General features: G+C 39.1%; 17 protein-coding genes, 1 tRNA gene and 1 pseudogene. 7 read left to right on the top strand and 12 right to left on the bottom strand.

The window, feature by feature from the left end:
• Positions 1 to 88: 88 nt before the first annotated feature.
• Positions 89 to 307: pseudogene (locus tag JMX13_RS10835) on the bottom strand (TrmO family methyltransferase); the annotation flags it as partial.
• 431 nt (positions 308 to 738) lie between these two features.
• Between JMX13_RS10835 and JMX13_RS10840 the strand changes: the two are divergent.
• The 5 genes from JMX13_RS10840 (at position 739) to JMX13_RS10860 (ending at position 5671) form a co-directional block, all read left to right on the top strand.
• The gene (locus JMX13_RS10840) at positions 739 to 1512 is read left to right on the top strand and encodes a ferredoxin--NADP reductase (RefSeq protein ID WP_201612505.1); all 774 of its coding nucleotides are present in this window, start codon (positions 739 to 741) and stop codon (positions 1510 to 1512) included.
• Between the two features lie 137 nt (positions 1513 to 1649).
• A tRNA-Leu gene (locus JMX13_RS10845) sits at positions 1650 to 1736 on the top strand.
• 162 nt (positions 1737 to 1898) lie between these two features.
• On the top strand, positions 1899 to 3263 hold the full coding sequence (locus JMX13_RS10850) for a tyrosine-type recombinase/integrase (RefSeq protein WP_201612506.1): 1365 nt from the start codon (positions 1899 to 1901) through the stop codon (positions 3261 to 3263).
• Positions 3264 to 3351: 88 nt separating this feature from the next.
• Positions 3352 to 5187 (top strand): DUF262 domain-containing protein, encoded by a 1836-nt coding sequence (locus JMX13_RS10855; RefSeq protein WP_201612507.1) that lies wholly within the window; start codon positions 3352 to 3354, stop codon positions 5185 to 5187.
• 148 nt (positions 5188 to 5335) lie between these two features.
• A complete protein-coding gene (locus JMX13_RS10860; RefSeq protein ID WP_201612508.1) occupies positions 5336 to 5671 on the top strand; it encodes a hypothetical protein in 336 nt (111 codons plus the stop codon).
• Between the two features lie 807 nt (positions 5672 to 6478).
• Here JMX13_RS10860 and JMX13_RS10865 read toward each other — a convergent pair.
• The 10 genes from JMX13_RS10865 to JMX13_RS10910 all read right to left on the bottom strand — a co-directional run bounded on the left by JMX13_RS10865 (position 6479) and on the right by JMX13_RS10910 (position 17003).
• On the bottom strand, positions 6479 to 7075 hold the full coding sequence (locus JMX13_RS10865; protein WP_227686294.1) for a tetratricopeptide repeat protein: 597 nt from the start codon (positions 7073 to 7075) through the stop codon (positions 6479 to 6481).
• Between the two features lie 165 nt (positions 7076 to 7240).
• Positions 7241 to 8959 carry a tetratricopeptide repeat protein gene (locus tag JMX13_RS10870; RefSeq protein ID WP_201612509.1) on the bottom strand — a complete coding sequence of 573 codons (1719 nt, stop codon included), beginning with the start codon at positions 8957 to 8959 and terminating at the stop codon, positions 7241 to 7243.
• Positions 8960 to 9744: 785 nt separating this feature from the next.
• Complete coding sequence (locus JMX13_RS10875; protein ID WP_201612510.1) at positions 9745 to 10116, bottom strand: hypothetical protein; 372 nt, start codon at positions 10114 to 10116, stop codon at positions 9745 to 9747.
• 17 nt (positions 10117 to 10133) lie between these two features.
• The gene (locus JMX13_RS10880) at positions 10134 to 10487 is read right to left on the bottom strand and encodes a hypothetical protein (RefSeq protein ID WP_201612511.1); all 354 of its coding nucleotides are present in this window, start codon (positions 10485 to 10487) and stop codon (positions 10134 to 10136) included.
• Positions 10488 to 10491: 4 nt separating this feature from the next.
• Positions 10492 to 11850 carry a hypothetical protein gene (locus JMX13_RS10885; protein WP_201612512.1) on the bottom strand — a complete coding sequence of 453 codons (1359 nt, stop codon included), beginning with the start codon at positions 11848 to 11850 and terminating at the stop codon, positions 10492 to 10494.
• 475 nt (positions 11851 to 12325) lie between these two features.
• Positions 12326 to 12946 carry a class I SAM-dependent methyltransferase gene (locus tag JMX13_RS10890; protein WP_201612513.1) on the bottom strand — a complete coding sequence of 207 codons (621 nt, stop codon included), beginning with the start codon at positions 12944 to 12946 and terminating at the stop codon, positions 12326 to 12328.
• 8 nt (positions 12947 to 12954) lie between these two features.
• Positions 12955 to 14004, bottom strand: a complete 1050-nt coding sequence (locus JMX13_RS10895; RefSeq protein WP_201612514.1) for an HNH endonuclease — start codon at positions 14002 to 14004, stop codon at positions 12955 to 12957.
• A gap of 28 nt (positions 14005 to 14032) precedes the next feature.
• Positions 14033 to 14830 carry a tetratricopeptide repeat protein gene (locus tag JMX13_RS10900; RefSeq protein WP_201612515.1) on the bottom strand — a complete coding sequence of 266 codons (798 nt, stop codon included), beginning with the start codon at positions 14828 to 14830 and terminating at the stop codon, positions 14033 to 14035.
• Positions 14831 to 14857: 27 nt separating this feature from the next.
• Positions 14858 to 15550: a tetratricopeptide repeat protein gene (locus tag JMX13_RS10905; RefSeq protein ID WP_201612516.1), complete on the bottom strand. Its 693-nt coding sequence runs from the start codon at positions 15548 to 15550 to the stop codon at positions 14858 to 14860.
• Positions 15551 to 16052: 502 nt separating this feature from the next.
• Positions 16053 to 17003 carry an EamA family transporter gene (locus JMX13_RS10910; RefSeq protein ID WP_201612517.1) on the bottom strand — a complete coding sequence of 317 codons (951 nt, stop codon included), beginning with the start codon at positions 17001 to 17003 and terminating at the stop codon, positions 16053 to 16055.
• Between the two features lie 501 nt (positions 17004 to 17504).
• Here JMX13_RS10910 and JMX13_RS10915 point away from each other — a divergent pair.
• Positions 17505 to 17861 (top strand): IS630 transposase-related protein, encoded by a 357-nt coding sequence (locus JMX13_RS10915; protein WP_201612518.1) that lies wholly within the window; start codon positions 17505 to 17507, stop codon positions 17859 to 17861.
• Positions 17782 to 18354 (top strand): IS630 family transposase, encoded by a 573-nt coding sequence (locus JMX13_RS10920; RefSeq protein ID WP_201612519.1) that lies wholly within the window; start codon positions 17782 to 17784, stop codon positions 18352 to 18354. Before JMX13_RS10915 ends, JMX13_RS10920 begins: the two co-directional genes overlap by 80 nt.
• A gap of 507 nt (positions 18355 to 18861) precedes the next feature.
• Here JMX13_RS10920 and JMX13_RS10925 read toward each other — a convergent pair.
• The gene (locus JMX13_RS10925) at positions 18862 to 19359 is read right to left on the bottom strand and encodes a tetratricopeptide repeat protein (protein WP_201612520.1); all 498 of its coding nucleotides are present in this window, start codon (positions 19357 to 19359) and stop codon (positions 18862 to 18864) included.
• Between the last annotated feature and the right edge of the window lie 151 nt (positions 19360 to 19510).

The following is a 19510-nucleotide window of genomic DNA, read 5'->3' on the forward strand; positions in this document are numbered from 1 at the left end:
TGCTTTGTACTCAATAAAAAACTTGGTAACCCGCCTCTTCAGTTTGATTTGCTTATTTCAAGTTGAGAGTGGGGTCTTTATATAAATAGTTATGATGAAACTGCCAACTGACCCAAATGTGGCTAAAATCCTCCAGTCCGACAAATGCTGCTGGCGTATCATACGGCGCGAGCATTTCAATCACACTGGTGAGCGCCACCAAATTTGGCTGCCTTGGCGCGCCAAATTTTTGCGACAGCGGTGCACGATGGTAGCCAATAATGGGTGATATATGATGGCTTAAAGGTGTCGTAGTCTGACAAATCATAACTCTAATCTCAAGAAGTAAATGGCTAACAATAAATGGCGCGCGCCAATCATAGAAAATTATCCGCTAACGATATTCCATTTTATCATGCTACAGACAGGCAGCCAGACGGATTTTTACTTTAAAGTTTGTTATGATGAGCGAGAAATTTATTGAGAATGGCTTGCATTCATATAGTTGCATTCACAAAGCCTTCATTTATAAAGTACGGGCATCAAGATTTACTCTTATGAACAAGGCTGGTTTGATAAAACCTGACGTCTTATAAAAACTGATAATAATGTTAAAATAACGGTTTTTTGCTGGCGTCATTTGCTTGTCTGAATTAATAAACGCTTTATCTTATTAAAACTTTGCATCACTTTAAACTTTTTTATTTAACACAGATTTCAATTACCGAATACACATTACCACTTACTAACGAGGGCTTTATGTCAAAACTCCGCACCGAAACGGTCACAGAAGTTCATCATTGGAATGACTCTCTATTCAGCATTAAAACCACGCGTGACGATGGCTTACGCTTCCGTAATGGCGAGTTTGCGATGATTGGTATCGTTGTCGATGGTAGGCCGCTATTGCGCGCTTATTCGATTGCCAGCCCTAACTATGAAGAGCATCTGGAATTTTTCTCTATTAAAGTACAAGATGGTCCATTGACCTCGCGTTTGCAGCATATCAAAGTTGGCGATGAATTATTGGTCAGTAAAAAACCGACAGGCACTTTGGTACTGGACGATTTATTACCGGGTAAGCATTTATATATGCTCTCAACTGGTACAGGGCTGGCGCCATTTTTAGCGTTAGCACGTGACCCTGAAGTCTATGAGCGTTTTGATAAGATTATTTTGGTACACGGCGTACGTCAGGTCAAAGACTTGGCTTATCGCGAGATGTTCGAAGAAGAACTGCCAAACGACGAAATATTTGGTGAAGAGTTTCGCGAGAAGTTTATCTACTACCCTACAGTCACCCGTGAAGAGTTTAGAAATACTGGCCGTATCACTGACCTGATGAAATCGGGTAAATTCTTTGAAGATATTGGTCTGCCTCCGATGAATAAAGACGACGACCGTGTCATGATTTGCGGTAGTATGCCTTTTAACGCTGAAGTGTCAGCGATTTTGGACGATTTTGGTCTCACTGTCTCGCCACGCATGGGCGTGCAAGCAGATTATGCCGTTGAACGCGCCTTCGTTGGTTAAAAATGAATTTTTATCGTAAATATAATAAATAATTCTTGACGCTCGAAAATAGGCTGCTATAATACGCAGCCTATACAGAGATAACCCTGTAGCCCAATTCGATACAGTCTAGCACTAAAGACTTTATCACCTAACACGCCGGTGTGATGGAATTGGTAGACATGACGGATTCAAAATCCGTTGCCTTTAAAAGCGTGTCGGTTCAAGTCCGACCACCGGTACCAATACCTAGTCCTATACTATCTTATAGAGTATGCAAAGCCCCTGATATCAGGGGCTTTGCTGTATCTAGTGTCTCATACTGTCCTACTGTATCTACCCCAATCCATGCATCTGATGTACACTACTATGTACACTGGGTTTAAATATACATTGGGGTATCAGTCATGGAAGCACGTAAGCCTATCAGCTCTGATCGCAGCATTAGCAGTCATAAAGCTGATGCCAAGGAATATCTAGTCTCTGTCAAAAACTATCCAATGCTGTATCTAATGGTCAGACCTAACGGTACTAAGTCTTGGGTTTATCGCTACCTCTCTCCTACTCACTCAAAAAATAAACGTATATCGCTTGGTGTTTATCCAAACGTATCTTTTGCACGTGCCTGTGAAATCTGGCGTGACTATGAGGAGCTTCTGAGCCGCAATATTGACCCAAAGAGCTATCGTGAAGAATTAAAGCACAGTCTTATTAGTAAAACTAAAAACTCTTTTAATCACTTTGCATGGGAGTATTTTGACAGTTTAGATCAGACTCAAAAAGGTAATACGTTAATTCGTAAAAAAGGCCGTTTAGAACTTATATGTTCTTATATAGGTAATGAACCTATCAGTGAAATAGACTCACCTAGAATGCTTGAAGTATTATTAGACATCCAATCTAATTCATTAAACAAAGCTGGCAAGCCTACTGATAAAGCTGAACGCTGTGCAGGTATCGCTAGTGACGTATTTGTTTACGCTGGTGCTCGTGGGTTTTGTAGTAGCAATCCTGCGGCGCTTATTAAAAGTCAGTTGGCAAGATCCAGTTATGGTCATCGTCCAGCAGTTACCAAACCAGCAGACTTAGCCAAGTTACTACGAGCCATTGAAAAGACTAAAGGTGATTTGAATACAATCAACTCCCTTAGGCTATTGGCATTAATCTTTGTCCGTAATGGTGATTTACGTCGTATGAGATGGGCTGACTTGGATCTAGAAGCTAGCAGATGGCAATTTAAGCCTTTAAAGGGACAAGGCAAATTGAACATGGTCAAAGACATGGTTGTCCCCCTACCACGGCAAGCAGTAGCCATTTTACGTGAGCAGCAAAAGATTAACGGTCATACCGCATATGTCTTTTATAGTGAGACAGCAAAAAAGCATCAGATCATATCAGACGCTACTGCTAATAATCAACTACACAATTTAGGCTATCAAAATATACATTGCGCTCATGGTTTTAGAGCTACTGCAAAGACCATCATGCAAGAGCAGCTCAAGTACCCTCTCTTGCTTGTAGAGATGGCATTAGGACATACCACTAAAGATCCTAACGGAACGGCTTACGGACGATTTGATTACGTTGATGATCGTAGCGATATGATGCAGAAATGGGCTGATTATTTAGACGCTTTGAGAGAAGGTAGAGATACGGCTGAGTTTAGAGCAGATGCGCAAACCAAGATTAACCCTACTTCTAAGCTACAAGCATTGATTGATCAGCTAGGAGAGGATAAGGTTTTAGAAATGCTTAAAGGCAATGCATCCTAGGTATCTAAACTTATTGAGCAATATAGTATTAAATAAAAATTCACAATCGTTAGATATCTTCACTTATTCAATAAACTAAGAGCAAACTATGGGCATAATGCAGCAATCAAGTAAAGCGCAAGATAGAACGTTAGGTATATGGTATCAACACATTAAACAAGGACAAATTAAGCTACCACGTTTTCAACGTTTTGAAGCATGGGACTATAATCGCGTTAATAGCTTTCTAAATACTATTATTAACAACTTGCCCGTAGGGGTTACGCTTGCACTTGAAGTTGGTAATAAAGAGAAATTTATTTCAAGATATATAGTAACGGCAGAACCAACTACTATCGGTACTGTAAATCAGCACTTGCTTGATGGACAACAACGATTAACAGCCTTTTGGCGCAGTATGCATAACAACTATGAATCTGAGACGTACTTTGTCTATCTACCCGAATTTGATCAACGAGAAGCAAAATATAATGATGAAGTTGACGTTCATTGCCAGGGAAGATGGCGTGACAAAAATGGACGTAGAATGCCATTATGGGCAGATAATCCAGTAAGTTGTTTATATAGAGGATTGGTGCCTATTCATCTTTTGTGCCCTGGAGATCTGACTAATCAAGTTGATAAATGGGTGAATGAATCGACTAACGACTTAGAACCAAGCGATGATGATCCAAATGCTCTTAAGAAGTATAAAGTATATACAGCAACTAAAGAAAAACTCAAAGATGAGATCAAAAGCTTACGAGAGCGCGTCACTCATTTTAATTTACCATACTTATCCCTGCCCATCGAAACACCCAAAGACGTTGCACTACAGGTGTTTATTAATATGAATACAAATAGCAAACCCCTTTCCCTTTACGATATTATCGTTGCTGAAGTTGAGGGTGTTGCAGGAAAATCTTTACACGACTTAGAAGATCAGTTAGTTAACCAATGCCCAAGAGCTATAAGATTTGGTGATGTCAGAAATTTAATTTTATCTACATCCGCATTATTACAAGATAAAGCGCCTAATAATAAAGGCATGATAGAAATGGATAAGGAGATTTTATTAGACAATTGGGCTAAGTTAGAATCTGGTCTAGAAAAAATGGCTTGGTTATTAGACAGCCAAGGTGTTTTCGATGCCGCAAGATTGCCTACTAACGCAGTTCTTGCTGTAAGTGCAGCCCTATATAATTTGATACCAGAGCATGGTGATTTTGTTGCAAAAGCTGAAAAACTACTACGTGCTTATATATGGTCTGCCTTTTTTACAAACCGCTATGAAAACTCAGCTGCCTCTAGAGCATTTGCTGACTACAAAGGTTTAAAAGCACTACTAAGCAAACAAGACTTTTCTAATACTGATTGGAGTATTGTTCCTATATTCAATCAAGAAGAATACCCCTTATCCAATACTGACTCCTTAGCTGAAGCAGGTTGGCCTAAAAATGTTGGGATAGAAGCACGAGGTGTATTGGCTGTAGCAAGTTATTTTGGTGCATACGATTTCGCAGATAATCGTCAGGCAACGTTTGAGAGTATTCAAAATCGCGAATACCATCACTTATTTCCAGATGCTTTACTAAAAGAGATCGAAGTAAAGAGCTTATATGCGATGAACTGTTCATTGATTACTTGGAAAACAAATAGAGTTATAGGGCGTAAAGACCCAATTGAATATCTAAAAGAACGTATTGAGCTTTCAGATATCGATTCCGTTCAGACAAGACTTAGAACGCATCTCATACCTTATGAACTGTTAGCAAAAGCACATTACTCTAATATGAGTAACGAAGAGCTACAATCTAATCTTAATAAGGATTTTATCGAATTCCGACGTGCGCGAGCAAAACTATTTGAGATAGCTCTTAATAAGTTATGTTTGGGGGAGCAGCCAACTCTTGATGCTATTTGGAATGAATATCAAGGTAGCTAAAAGGCCCTTAATGACGTTGCTAATAGACAGATTTGTATCTAGCTATTATTTGTGTGTAGTATATCAACTATAAGTATTTATGCCCTACCAATAGAGCATAAATACTATACAAGGTGCATAGCACATTAATAATTTGCGGAGATCGATAATGACCAATATTTCAAGTGAGAAGTCTTTAGCCGATAGGATTGATGAAGGTACAGTCAAATTCGGTGGTATTAGTGGTAGCGACTCTATACCATCGTCTTGGGCTAAAAGTAGATATAAGATTGGCGCTATTAAGCAAGCTACTTTGCTTACAGCCAATGAGGGTGTTACCGTAGTTTTCAGTGGCTTTGAAGGGAAACCGCTATATAAAGGTGAGTCGCACATTCTGTGTGACGCTCTAAATATATTCCAGGCAACAGTTTTTAGAAACACTGAAGAAGCTACTTATTTTTTGAAGAATTTGGGCTTCGCAGACCAAGATATCATTGCGTCTTGACCATTACTATTTAGTTTAAAGGTTTTCTTTATTTATTAAACATAATAGCCGACATGGTTATAGCTATTATGTTAGTTATTTCAAACTAAAAATTCCTCTAACCCAATACCCCCTCAAACATATCATTTAAATAAGCAGTTTGACTGCCTACCATAAACAACACATTATTATTTTTAAGCTCATCTTCGCTCAATGAATTGTTTATCAACTACTTTATTGGCGTCGTGGTCAAAATAAAGCTATTTAGTATCAACTTATCTTCTAAACGGTTCTCAAGGGTTCTTATTTCTTTATACAGATTAATTTTGGCATCATCAGTATTTATGTTGCGGATACCTTTAGAATCAAGCAAAGTCAGGTATTGCTCACCTGTCTCTTTACTTACTAACCACAATAAAAAGTTTGGATAAGAATTACCGGCTAGTGCAAAATCTAATCCTTTATAGCGATTGTCAGGATTACGAAGTAAATAGATATGGTAATCCTTGAGCGCGTCAATCTGTTTATCAGAATTGATATGGCGCTGTAGATCATCAACGAATTTGACTTCGCTACCCTCACCCTTACTATCATAATCAAATACAGAAGGCGACCAAGTGAAAAGGAAGTAGAGGTAAATTTTGTTTGTAGTTTCTAATTTATATAACCGTTATTTGAGTCGCCTATGACTTCTACACCAGGAATCAAACAACATGCTGTAGCCCAAGTTTTTTCGGTCTTTCTCATTATTAGTTATTCTCTACAGTAACGAGAATACCAACAATCGGCTCGAGAGTGGCTGTTTTGGTACCATGCCTTGGTTACAGACTAACTTTGATTCAATATGCGATAGTTTTGACAGCTATCTTGATCTCCATTTCCGCAAGCCTTTCTAAACCATTCTTTGGCAGTAGCAGTGTTTTGACGTACACCTTTGCCATAATAGTACATGAAACCTAGATTGAATTGAGCCTCAGCATTATCTTGATAGGCAGATTCCTTGTACCACTTTATCGCAGTACCGTAGTCCTGACGCACGCCTTTGCCGTCGCTGTACATTGCACCTAGATTGTTTTTAGCAGTAACATACCCTTGGTTGGCAGCTTTTTCGAACCAAGATAATGCTTGTGTATAATCCTGACGAACGCCTTTACCTTCTTTGTACATCATACCAAGGTTGAATTGAGCTCTAGCATCCCCTTGTTTAGCAGATTTTTCGACCCACTTGGCTGCCTTGGCATAATCCTGACGAACACCTACGCCTTCGTGGTACATTGCGCCAGTCATAAACTGAGCATCAGCATCACCACGCTCCGCTAACGCTTTAGTCTTAGCAAAATCAGCAGCCATTGCTGATACAGACAGCATCGCTGCTGCTAGAAAAAGGATTGATTTACGTATAAATGGGATATTCAGAAAGGTCATGGCGTGGCTCTTTAGTTTGTTTTTTGGGATTTACATTTGTGCGCTGATGCCATGTTAGCAGATATATTTTAGAGCACTCGACCCGATAACTTTTTTTGTTCAGAAACCATTTATCATAACGTCCGAAAAACGAAGTTTAAGATCTTTTCTGCAAATTCAGACAGCCTATCTTTGGTTTATTACACGATAGTTATTACAGCCTTCTTGTTCTCCACCATTACAAGATTTGCTAAACCACTCTTTTGCTTTTGTATAATCCTGACGTACTCCAGTTCCATTCGCGTACATTAACCCTAAATTATTTTGAGCTTTTAAGTGACCTTGGTTAGCTGCTTTTTGGAACAAATCAGAAGCTCTGTTGTAATCTAGACGTACTCCAATGCCCCTCTCATACATTATGCCAAGACTATTCAATGATGGAGTAAAGCCTTGATTGGCAGATTTTTGATATAAATCAAAAGCTTTGTTGTAATCTTGAGGTACTCCAATACCTTTCTGGTAGATTGCGCCAAGATTGAATTGAGCTTCTGCATATCCTTGATTGGCAGATTTTTCATACCACTTTGCCGCCATAGCGTAATCCTGACGTACTCCAGTTCCATGCTCATACATTACGCCAAGATTATTTTGTCCTACAGCATGTCCTTGGTTAGCTGCTTTTTGGAACAAATCAGAAGCTCTGTTGTAATCTTGACGTACAACATTTCCGCTGTTATACATTAAACCTAAATTACTTTGTGATGCAGCAAGCCCTTGGTTAGCTGCTTTTTGGTACAAATCGAAAGCTTTGTTGTAATCTTGACGTACTCCAATACTCTTCTCATACATTACGCCAAGATTGTGTTGAGCTTCTGCATATCCTTGGTTAGCTGCTTTTTCATACCACTGTCTTGCTTTCACGTAGTCTTGAGGCACACGTTCGCCTTTTTCGTACATTATGCCAAGATCATTTTGGGCTGAAGCATTACCACGTTCGGCTAAATTTTTTGTAGTAGTAAAGTCTTTTACTATCGGTGTTACCGCCATTCCAAGATTTTTTTTAGGAACAACTTTGTTCTGACGCACATCTAAGCTCTTCTCGTATATAGAATCAAGACTGTCCTGAGCCCTAACTGAACCTTGGTCGGCGGCTTTTTGATACCATTCGACTGCCTTGACATAATCCTGACGAACGCCATTGCCTTTGTCGTACATTCCACCAAGATTGTGTTGAGCCCAAGCATGCCCTTGGTTGGCAGCTCTTTGATACCACTCAGCTGCCTTGGCATAATCCTGACTAACGCCGTTGCCATCGCTATACATCCCACCAAGATTGTATTGAGCATTAGAATCCCCTTGATTAGCAGCTTTTTGATACCATTCGATTGCTTTAACGTAATCCTGACTAACGCCATAACCTTTGTCGTACATTGCACCCAGTGTAAATTGAGCACGAGCAACCCCTTGGTCGGCAGATTTTTGATACCATTCGACTGCTTTAGCGTCATCCTGACGAACGCCGTTGCCTTTACCGTACATTGCACCCAGACTAAATTGAGCCTCAGCAAGCCCTTGATTAGCAACTTTTTGATACCACTCGACTGCCTTGACATAATCCTGACGAATGCCTCTACCTTGTTCATACATTAAAGCAAGATTGTATTGAGCAAAAGGCATCCCTTGATTGGCAGCTTTTTCATACCACTCGGCTGCCTTGACATAATCCTGACGCACGCCGTTGCCATTGTAATACATCAAACCAAGACTAAATTGAGCGTTGGCGTCCCCTTGTTTAGCTAAACGTTGATTTGGACTAATATCTACTGCTATGGCTGACGCAGATAGTATCGCTACCACTAAAAAAAGAGTTAATTTACGTATCAATGAAGTATTCGAAAAGTTCATGGTCTTGCTCTCATTATTATTTTGGGGGTTCACATTTGTATGTTAGCAGATATATTTTAGAGCAACCGATCCGGTGAATTTTTTGCGTCAGAATCATTTATCATAACGTTTTGGGAGTGTTGAATCAGCTATTTGCAAACCTATCTTCCTGCTCATCGCAAACCCTAAGTTCAACTTGTACGGCTTCGCTAAGATCAGCTCGCTCCTTGATACTATAAGGCACATTTGGAGCCATACCACCTAGCTTCACGCCCTCAACCGCTGATTTATTAAGAGGTGTACCAACATAAGATTCATCAGTGTATCCCTTAGGGTTAAAGTACACCTCACGACCAAAAGCAAGATTTTAGGCACACCCAATCTCACCCTCAGGCACCGTAAATGGATAAGGAGTCGTGTAATTCTCACTCTATGTCTGCTCATTCACTTCGATAAATCCCGAACCATATAAATCAAAAGCATTTGTCGCTGGTGTGCATGCGATCAACCCTATTACTGCTAAGCTAGTTAGCCATTTAATATTATTCGTTTGCATTGAGCGTCTCGCTCATCGATTCAATCGGTTATAACTCATCGCCGCCTTATGAATTATCTTAATCAGAAACTTCGTCATGTCATTACTGCAATTTAATTTTATCTTGCAGAGCACCTATATCTTCTTTATTTTGCCAACATGATCTCGAAGAATGGCTTTACGAAATCAATCTTCAAAAAACTGCAGGCACTTTTATGCTAATAATATACTTGTTAAAGGCGTCAGTATTGAATGCGACTAATGAGGCATATTAATTATTCATTAGTCTCAAGAACTGTGGGTTGGTGACCTGCATTTGCATGTTATTTTTATATTCCTCAATCTTCCCTCTAGCACAGAAACGTCTACCGACGAAACCATCTATCTTACCGAAACGCTCTTCAAACCAGCGATAGTCTTTATTCCACACGAGTACTGTTAATGATTGATTAGGATATTTTTTATCCAAGTTAAGATAATGCCTGTTAGAGAAATGCTTAGTCTCAGCTAATGTGCCACAAGCCATGACTGTTTTCCCAACATGGAACGGTGCTTTAAAAGCTTCAATTTTAGGCTCGGCAGCATATGACAATGTAGAGCCAAATAACATAATACTCATAACGACGGTAAGTTTTTTAAGCATAGTGATCTCAATAATAATCAGATTGAACTGATATTTTTAAAAAATAGAATAATGGCGATAGCAATAGCTATAAATACAGATGAGTAGATAATGAGCTGGCTAACTGTGAGATGGTTTTGACTTGCCTTTTTACTTGCTTCAATTTCTCTCTTTTCATGAGCAAGCTTTGCTTTCTCAGTTGCAAGTCTACGATCTTCTGCATCATTTAGCGCTTTTTTATTAGCTAACGCTGCATCAGTTTCATTATTTAGTCTTTCTCTCTCTTTCTGCCTCTTTCCTTGTTCACTGTACTCTTGATCATACATTGAAGATAAAGCTGGGAGTATCAGTAAAAAAAGGAAAATGAGTATAGCTATAAGAAAAGTCCACATGGCTTTACTGCAACTGATTCATAGAAGATAGTTTAACCTGCGGTGTACCTTTATAGGAGCTGACAGTACCTTGTACACATATATCTCTGCCTTCGTATTGATCTAGGTTATCGAAGTTACCCATATCAGAATTCCATACTACTACAGTGACATCTTGATTGGGGTATGAGGTACCAAGATTGAGATACTTGCCTTTGCTAAAGCCTTTGACCTGAGCAACATAACCACACACGACACGGTAATCACCTATATGATTATAGGCTTGTGCAGCTGGTACTGTGTTAGAGACCGCAGCTTCGTAGCTTTGGTTATTCTGTGCCTGATTAGAAGGCGGTTGATAGACGTCAACTTTTTCAACTTCTCTTTTGACGGTGGCGGCAGGTGGTGGTATATCTTGAAATACAGGTTCATTAGGAGTGTCTTCAAACGACGGTGTGTTGGTATTGCTATTCTGAGCTGCAATGACTGCCCTGCTTGTATCAAAAGCATCAGCGCTCGTTGACGCCTGATCATTACCAGTTATGATGTTACCGCTATCGATACTACTTTGCTCATCATCTGTATCGTACACTAAAGATGACGACTCATCGACTAACGTCATTGGCGCATTATCATTGCTTTTATTAAAGAAGGCATTGGCACCTAATGCCACAATCACTAATCCAGCAGAACCTGCTATGAGCATCTGGTTGCCTGTAACTTTTGTTTTAGCTGGCTCTTTAGGTTTACTTACGATGATTGGTTCGCTTGGAGTGGGTTGTACTTTAGGAGCGTTATTCTGATTGATATTGGCTTGTAGCTCTGCAATTGCTGCTTGGATACTTGCAATTTCGCTACCAGTAATCGTAGAAGAGGATTGGTTATGGTTGGCTTTCTGCTGGGTAAGCTCGTTCTTTAGTTGATTGAGCTCTTGTTGATACTCATCAACACGCTGCTGATTTTGCTTTTCAACTGTTTTTTGACTAAGCTGATTTTTACTTTGCATCTCTAGTGTTTTACGGATCTCAACAACGACTTTATCTGGCTCATGATTCATCTTATTATTGGTGTACCTAAGCAATACACCATAGATTGCCATTAAATCATTCTGTCTTTCTAACATATCGTTAAAATCACGATAGTTATTTACTTTCCAATAGCCATCTAGCTCAATGGGTAATTTATAGCCTTTTGATTCATTTGAGATCATAAAGTCAATGTATCTATTACCGCCATTTGAGTCTCTAAAATGGTATTGAGCGGTGACATCTTCTGGTCTTATCTCAGGTATTTTGGCTAAAATAGTTCTGACAAAGTTTTCTTCATAGCCGGCAACATGTTCAATCTGCTTGCGGTTTTCTGCTATCCATTCGTCCCAATTCATTACTACGTTCTACCTTGTCACTAAGAGATTTTGCTATAACTGAGTTATCGCTGATTGGTATATAAATGCTATTAATAGTTAAAAATTAAAAATCGATTTATGCTATATATGAGCAAATCAACTACCCTAAATATATTGAAAGGGCACTTGACTCCCTAACTGGGATTTCAAACACAACTATATAAAGCACCATAGACTAAAAAGTGATAAATGAGTTATTAGGAGTGGGATGATTAAATGTGGAGATTTAATCTATAATCGATTTATTGTTCAAACAAAATTATAGGCAAGTCAAAATTTTGTGTATGTTAACAGTATCCTAAACTTTAATCTAATAAATAGACGTCAAATCTTGGCTTCGAAATTGGATGAATTTATAAAGTAGTCTTTCGAAGTTATACGCTTAACTTCTGAAATAAAAAAATAAAAGCCGTTGTTTATATTATATTCTAGCGCCTTAAAAATAGAGGCAAAGTCATGATTCTATTAGCTTTATCATGATTATATTAAACCATATAGTTGAATTAGCGTAGCGCTTATCATAGCTTTGCCAGCTCTTAACCAAAGTCACGTTAGCTACTTTAGTTAAGAGCTGCTCTATACGGCTATCATTCATATCACAGAAAAACCTATCACCATCTAAGCGCTCTCTATCACCATACTTAAATGACAGATAAATCACACCATCTGTTTTGAGAGCTATGACTAATGTGTTTAAGATGCTGGGCAACTCATTAAAGGGTACATGGAGTAAAGACGCACAAGCCCAGATGCCGGTAAAGTGATTTATCCAATTTTGCTTAGCAATGTCATGAAAGCTCAGTTGCAGCCAATCGATATCGTGCTCACAATTTTCTTTCGCTAAATTAAGTAGTTTCACGCTTCCATCAACTGCTGTGACAGTAAAACCTAAATTAGCAAAATACTTGCTGTCTCGTCCACTACCACATCCGACATCAAGGATCATCTGAACTGAGTCAGAAGTAAGTTTATCAATAAATTGACTGTAGATATCCTCAAGACTAACTGCGTACGTTTGCTGATAGTAAGCAGATGCTTGTTCATTATAGTAGCTTAATGTACGGTCTTTATTCATAGCGTTATTTAAAAATCTATGTCGTATATTAGTTTAGGACTCCATGGCACTTTAGTATTAGAGATATCAATACAGGCCACGTACCTTTTATTTAGAAAGTTTTCTCTAGCAGCTGGCGTTTTACCACATTGGTCGATGATCGTCTCTTTTATAGGTAGATTGCTTTCAATCAAATACTCATTTCGTCGAGCAAGTTTAGCTAAAAATTCCTTAGCAGGTAGACGCCCACCCTTTTCACTAAAGCCATTACACTGTTTACAAGCCAAAACTAAGTTCCATATTTCGTCTAACTGCAAGTCATAACGTGATTTGTGCATTAAAGAGTGTGGCAAGAAGTGGTCTACTTGACACGTAGCTTCTTTATTAGAGGCAATATCAATGTGTTGATTACAGTAGAAGCATTTACCCTTCTGATAACCATTGAGTGGTCGCCGTAGTGGTGTCAATGCCTTACGCTTATAGTTACTTATGTAAGCGTTATTAGAGATAGGCCTTAGATAAAACAGCTCTTGAGTTTCAGGATCATACTGTACTCTTATAGCTGTTTGTTCACCCCAAGCCGATTCAACTAGATTCCATCTCCCTTCGACCTCTTGTTGAAAATTATCATAGTTGTCGCTTGCAAAAATATCGTACAACTCATCAGTTAATATAATACCTTGCTTTTTATCTTTCAGCGCTTTCTCAAAAAAAGGAATGGACTTTGACTGCTGTGGCAAGTTATGAAAAGCATCAAGAACATACTTAAACCCTTCCGCTCTTACAACTTGTAGCGTCTGTTCTAACGTCAAATTCTCTTGAGCATGATCATACAAAGCACTGATTAATTTTGAGCCATTTTTTGAGGTGTTTTGTTTTTTGCCCGACTTAACGTGTTCTAATAAATGACGAGCGAAAATAGGCGTCAGATCGTCCAAGGAAATAAATGTACTATCGGTGCCCTTCAAATCTAGTAAGCTCTTTGTAAGAGCAAACTTATAGGTTGCTGTATTAGCACCTAGAAGATAAATTGAGCGTAAGTTAGTCTCTATTGAATCGTCCGCGCTGAACTTTTCCACTATTCATCCTCACTTTAGTATTTAAATACTATTGCCTGCTTAGTAAAACATATTGATCACAGCTATCTTCATCTTCGTTATTACAGCCCTTTTTAAACCATTCTAGTGCGATTACAGTATTTCTAGGAACACCTTCACCCTTTGCATACATTTGACCAAGATTGTATTGAGCGTATGATATTCCAGCATTTCTAATATCATTAGCATCATATATTTGGTTAGCTGCTTTTAGGTACCATTCCATTGCTTTCTGATAATCCTGTGGGATACCATCACCATTTGCATACATTTCTCCAAGAGCATTTTGAGCAAAGGAGTACTCTTGATCTGCTGCTTTCGTATACCACTCAAGCGCTTTGTCATTATCTTTAGAAATACCATTTCCTAACTTATATGCCATCCCAAGATTAAACTGAGATTCTGCATCTCCCTTATCAGCAGCTTTTCGGTACCATTTGACGGCATTGGTATCATCTTGTTGGACACCGCTTCCTGTATCGTACAACCATCCAAGTCTACGCTGTGCTGCTACAATTTCTTGGTTAGCCGCTTTTTGTATCCACTCAAAAGCGTTCTCATAACTTTGAGGAACGCTATCACCTCCAGCATACATCTCTCCAAGGTGATATTGAGCTGAGGCATCGCCCTGTTCAGCCGCTTTTTTATACCACTCAAATAATTTATCAGTTTCTTGACCTGGCATACCTTCTTGCTCCGCTAATGTGTCTATTGTTACAAAACCTCCTGCTGAAGCTAATGTAGATAATCCTAACGAAAGGCCTAAAATTAGTGCACTATGAATAATCTTCCCTCTTAATATTCTCATGATTGTTCATACTCCTTATCTAACTATTCATAGTTCATCACAACTAGGTTGATCGCCATTATCACAAGCTTTACTATACCAATCTCTTGACTGCTTTTTATCTTGAAGAACACCTCTGCCCTCAAAGTACATTAATCCCAGACTGTTTTGAGCTAAAGCATATTCTTGATTGGCCGCCTTCAAATACCATATAGCTGCTTTTACGTCATCCTTACTAACGCCAGCGCCTTTTTCGTACATATCACCAATATTATTTTGCGCTCCAGCATCCCCTTGGTAGGCAGCTTTTAAATACCAATCCATTGCTTGATCATAATCTTGTCTAACGCCTCTACCGTTATGGTACATCCATCCAAGATTATACTGCGCATCACCATACCCTTGATCAGCGGCTTTCCTGTACCATTCAACTGCTTTTACAGAATCTTGACTAACGCCATCAGCATGCTCGTACATCCATCCAATATTAAATTGAGCTGATGCACTGCCTTGTTCTGCTGACTTCTGATACCACTCAAATGCTTTAGCAGTGTTTTGAGCAACGCCATTACCTTCGTCGTACATCACACCAAGGTTGAATTGAGCTGATGCATTGCCTTGATTAGCGAGTGCACCCGTCTTATTAAAGTCTGCTGCAATAGCAGGTACTGCAAGCCCTACTGAAAAGCCTAAAACTATCAACCTGTAAAGAAACATCCGCCTCAGTGTTTGTAGATTCATATTTATTCCTTTTCAACTATCCAATATCTGGTCTGCTAAATACTTTGGCATAACTAAGAAGTAGCACTCTCGAATATCTTTGTATTCCTAACTATCAAGCCAGATAATAGTCATATTTGCTCTTCAATTTATATATCAAAATGTTATCTTTAGCTTTAATAAAATAGCTAAAAAAGATAAGCTTCGGTACATTTCTTGCTTTTTTATAGAGCCTTTGAGGCGCTTGGACCTATAACCTGATTGACCTAACAACAAATTATATTGCATTAATACATTAATGTATTTCTATGATAGTACCTTCAATAATAGACATATCTCTAACCAGAATACAAAATGCGAAAAATGCTATCAATAAATAGGATTATAGTGCTATCGATTAATGATTGAGAAACAACTTTATCTATCAAGAGCATATAAAAATACTAGCTTCAACCGAGCTAGTATTTTTTGTGTCTCACAACTATTTGTCATCACGATTTTTTATGAGCACTGGCAGTGAGTATCAAGCCAATTGCGGCTTTCTGCCTATTTTCACATTTGCTAGTAATAGCCCTGACAAGATCAATAGCATTGCCAACATCTTCCACCACGTCACCACTTCCCCTAACAGCAGCACTGAAGTTGCCATACCAAACACTGGTACTAGTAAAGCAAACGGCATAACCTTGGAGGCAATATTTTGACTGAGCAAATGTGCCCACAGTCCAAAGCCTATCAGTGTTGAGATATATACGATAAACCCAAGCGACAACCAAGATTTAACGGGTGCTTGTGCAAATGTTGCTAACTGCCATGCGTCGGTCTCAAATATAAGAGAAGATATGGTTAAAATCACACAAGCGATCAAACCACCCCATACCACTAAAGCTAGGGCAGATAACGCTGATGCCTTATTCTTCTGAGTGGTAGATGAAGCCAGTGATACGCTTGCTCTTTGCTGAGTGACCTTTAAGGCAGCTTGTGTTGAAGCCTGCTTTGAGGCAATGTTACCAAAGCTCCAACCGATGGCCGCAATCAAGATACAGATAAACCCTATCAAAGGCATATCACCGCCAAGGTTTAATGCGATCACGCCAAGCCCCAGCACACCAACTATCATACCGATGATCTGCATACGACTCACTGCCTCACCCAATATGACATACGCCAGTAGTACCGTGATGAAAATCTGAACTTGTAGCAATAGTGCTGTTAACCCTGCTGATGCACCCAAATGCATGGCAGTGAATACAAACGCATACTGCATGACAAACGTACCAATGGCATAGATAAATAGCGTACGGTTAAATTTGGGCGGTTTAAGAAATAAAACCAGTGGCACAGCGGTAAAGAAAAAACGTAAAGCCGTGAGCATGAGTGGTGGAAAGCTTTCAAGCGCCCATGAGATAAAGGTGAAGTTGACGCCCCAAATAAAGGTCACCAGTACTGCTAATGCAATGTGGATCAGGGTCATATAGTTGGCCTAGAAAGTCATGATTGGTTATGTGTTACCTTTTGAGTTTGAAAAGCGCTATTATGAGCCTAGTCTATTATACTTTATGTAGCCTACTCGAGATTGGTAGTTATTAAGGAATTCGACATAGTGATGGCCAACAACGCAAATTGTGATTAGTCGGACTCGGTACCTGTAGTGGGTACCATGCTCAATAGGTAAAGTATTGATAAACAAAGGAATGTTGTTTGATTGGTTCGCTCGGTGTACTTGTGGGTGTACTTGCTGTGAGTATTTCGAGGTGTTTTGACGAATTTAATCTTTCATAGGAGAGTAGAAAAGACGAAAAGAGTAAAATTAGCACTAAATCATGATCGGTGCGCTGTAAAATATCGTCTGTACGTCCAATTTTTACGAGCTTTCTTGAATTTATTTATTCTCGATACAAAGAGTCAGTTATAGTCAAGCCCACCTAAAAGTGTTATAAACTAATTATCAAACCCAATTGTTATTATAAAGACCATGACTTACTCACTAGATTTTCGTATGCAAGTTCTTAAAAGCTTAGACGAGGGTATGACCTTTGCCGAGGCGGCTGAGTTCTATAATCTCAGCCCAACCACCATACAAAACTGGAAGCGGCGTGTTCATAGCAAAACAACCAGACAAACCAAACCCACTAAAATACCAGATGACGTGCTACTTAATGATGTCAAAGAACATCCCGATGATTACCAGTATGAGCGAGCGCGTCGTCTGAACTGTAGTAAAACAGGCATTTATCATGCCCTAAAGCGTCTTGGCATCAGTCAAAAAAAAGACCTTAGAACATCCAAAAGCCTGTCCGATCAAAAGAGCGGCGTATCAGGGAAAGCTTGATCGCTTTACGCAGCAAGGCTATCCCATCGTCTATATGGATGAAAGCGGCTTTGAGCACGAGACCATCCGCTCTCATGGTTACGCGCCTATTGGTAAGCCATGTATCGATAGCTACAACTGGCAAGGTAAAAAGCGAACCAACGTTATCGGCGCTCTGTATAACAAGATGCTGTTTGCACTGGATTACTTTAATCTCAACATTAACAGCAGCATATTCTACAACTGGTGCAAACACACGCTAATCCCAAGTCTTAAAACCAAATGCGTGATTGTGATGGATAATGCCCGCTTTCATAAGAGCAAGCGTATTCAAAAGCTACTCAACAGGCATGGTCATCGTATACTATGGCTGCCACCTTATAGCCCTGATTTGAACCCTATCGAGAAAAAATGGGCTCAGGTGAAGTTTCTACGCCAAGGATGGATGGAGAATGATTTATCTAAATTGTTTTATGATATTTGTCCAAGGCATAACAATTTTATTTTGAACTGACTATAACTAACCTTTAGGTTTTTTAGAGAACGAATAGAACAAATAATCAATATAAAAAAAGAATAGATATAAAAATAAAGTAACTAAGAATGCTCCTAAAGAGAAATATTCCGGATCGTATTCAAAGAATAAAAGCATCATTATGCTAAATATTATTCCGTATACCCAAATTGAGGTATTTTTAACAACTTTTCTGCTTATCAGTCTACTAATTAATCTACTAATTATTATTAGAAAAGCAGGGAAAGCGTAAAATAACGCAGTACCTAAGTAACCAGCAATAATATAAGCCGTACTGTTATCCATATCTATTAAATCCGCATATTTGTTAACTTCGTACTATAGTACAAGATAACCATTTATAGGAACAATCGGCTATTTTTGCAGTGTGACTCCTACACAAGGAAGTAAAATGCAAGCCGTAACCCTTTCTGCTTATGACTTGGCATTTTTATAATTTGCTCTATACCAACAATAATACCAACAATCGTTTTTCAAACTGTTAAATCAGTAACCCTGCTCATTCAATCGTTTGTAGTCATCGCAGCCAGTTTGGTAACCGTTATCGCAAGCCTTGCCATACCATTCTTTCGCAGTCGTTTTGTTCTGTCGCACGCCTTCGCCTTTTTCATATATTATCCCGATGTAATTTTGGGCAAATGTATTATTCTGAGCAGCTGATTTCTTAAACCACTCAAGTGCTTTGCTGTGATCTTGACGCACACCTTTTCCAGCTGAGTAAGCATGTCCCATACTGAATTGGCTAAAATTATTTCCTTGATTGGCTGCTTTTTGATACCAGTAGAATGCCTTGGCGTAATCCTGACTCACGCCCATGCCGTTCTCATAATAAATTCCAAGAATACCTTGCTTCCAAGCATCGCCTTTTTCAGCTAATGCTTTAGCCTCCTCAAAATCTGTTGCTGCTGTCGCTGATAGCGTCAATCCAAACAGCAATGCAAATACTACTGCCCCATTAATAACTGCATTTTTCAGTGATTGCATGGTCTTTATTTCCTCAAGAAGTGGTTCAAATTGGGATTGGTGCGCTGTAGAGGCATCGAACTATAACCTACAACCCCGGTAAATTAGGGCTTCATGGTATCGGCTGCTATTCCTTTAACAAAAGCTTTAACATCACTAGCGACTTGCTACC

The sequence above is a fragment of the Psychrobacter immobilis genome, assembly GCF_904846285.1.
Classification (GTDB): Bacteria; Pseudomonadota; Gammaproteobacteria; order Pseudomonadales; family Moraxellaceae; genus Psychrobacter; species Psychrobacter immobilis_D.